This is a genomic window from Kitasatospora sp. NPDC051705 (genome assembly GCF_044453265.1).
Classification (GTDB): domain Bacteria; phylum Actinomycetota; class Actinomycetes; order Streptomycetales; family Streptomycetaceae; genus Kitasatospora.
This window is the reverse complement of the sequence record NZ_JBITCO010000062.1, coordinates 1-1,837: the sequence shown is the minus strand read 5'-3', so window position 1 is coordinate 1,837 and position 1,837 is coordinate 1. Positions and strand designations below refer to the sequence as shown.

Sequence of the window (1,837 nt, the reverse complement as noted above, 5' to 3'; positions counted from 1 at the left end):
GCACCCCCATCACCTGGCCCACCACCACCCACCCCCGACCCCTCACCCTCCCCCACTACCCCTTCCAACGCCGCCGCTACTGGATCAACACCACCGACACGATCAACACGATCGACCTCCCGCAGGGCTCCGCGGAACCGGTGCCCGGCAACTCCGGTCCGGTCCTGCTCCGACAGGTCCTGGCGGTACCGGAGGGCCGGCGCGCCGCAGTACTGCTCGACGCCGTGCGCGCCCACATCATGGCCCTGCTCGGCCACCGCCGCCCGGAGGACGTCGAGGCCGGACGCACCTTCCGCGACCTCGGCTTCGACTCCCTCACCTCAGTCGAGCTGCGCAACCGGCTCGCCGCGGCCACCGAACTGCGGCTCCCCGCCTCGGTGCTCTTCGACCACCCCACACCCGGCCGGCTCGCCGGCCACCTCCTCGCCGAGCTGCTGCACGAGGACCGCGACGACGCCCCCGCGGCGCCGGCCGCCGGCTCGGCGGAACCGGACGAGCCGATCGCGATCGTCGCCATGAGCTGCCGCTTCCCCGGGGGCGCCGACACCCCGGAGCGCCTGTGGCAGCTGCTCGCCGACGGCACCGATGCCATCGGGGACCTGCCCGACAACCGCGGCTGGGATCTGGCCGCGCTGTACGACCCGGACCCTGCCAACCACGGCACGAGCTACGTCCGTACCGGCGGCTTCCTGTACGAGGCCGACCAGTTCGACGCGGACTTCTTCGGGATCTCGCCGCGCGAGGCGCTGGCCATCGACCCGCAGCAGCGGCTGATGCTGGAGACCGCCTGGGAGGCGTTCGAGCAGGCCGGTATCGACCCGGCGTCGCTGCGGGGCAGCTCCACCGGTGTCTACATCGGCGCGATGGCCCAGGACTACGGTCCCAAGCTGCACGAGGACGCGCAGGGCCTGGAGGGCTACCTGCTGACCGGCAGCACCACGAGCGTCGCCTCCGGCCGGGTGGCGTACACCTTCGGGCTGGAAGGCCCCGCCGTCACCATCGACACAGCCTGCTCCTCCTCGTTGGTGGCCACCCACCTCGCCGTCCAGGCCCTGCGCGCCGGTGAGTGTTCGATCGCCCTGGCCGGCGGGGTGACCGTCATGTCGAGCCCCGGCATCTTCCTGGAGTTCAGCCGCCAGCGCGGTCTCGCGCCGGACGGCCGGTGCAAGCCGTTCGCCTCCGGCGCGGACGGCACCGGCTGGGCCGAGGGCGCCGGCATGCTCGTACTGGAACGGCTGTCGGACGCGCAGCGCAACGGGCACCAGGTACTGGCCGTGATCCGCGGCTCCGCCGTCAACCAGGACGGCGCCAGCAACGGGCTCAGCGCGCCCAACGGCCCCTCCCAGCAGCGGGTCATCCGGCAGGCGCTGGCCGACGCGCGACTCTCCGCGGCCGAGGTCGACGCGGTCGAGGCCCACGGCACCGGCACCAACCTCGGCGACCCGATCGAGGCGCACGCGCTGCTGATGACGTACGGCCAGGACCGGTCCGCCGACCGCCCGCTGTGGCTCGGCTCGTTGAAGTCGAACATCGGGCACGCCCAGGCCGCGGCCGGCGTCGGCGGGCTCATCAAGATGGTGCTGGCCATCCAGCACGGTGTCCTGCCCAGGACACTGCACGTGGACGAGCCGACCCCGCACGTCGACTGGACCGCCGGCGCCGTCGAGCTCCTCACCGAGGAGCGGGAGTGGCGCTCCGACGACCGTCCGCGCCGGGCCGGCGTGTCCGCCTTCGGCATCAGCGGGACGAACTGTCACGTGGTGCTGGAACAGGCCCCCGCGCCCGTCGAGACCAAGCCGGCCCCCGCCGAGGAACCCACCCCGCCCGTGGTCCCGCT

General features: G+C 73.3%; 1 protein-coding gene. It reads left to right on the top strand.

The window, feature by feature from the left end:
- Positions 1 to 1,837 (top strand): type I polyketide synthase (locus tag ACIA8Q_RS33795; RefSeq protein ID WP_396318309.1); only part of this gene is annotated, 1,837 nt, incomplete at both ends.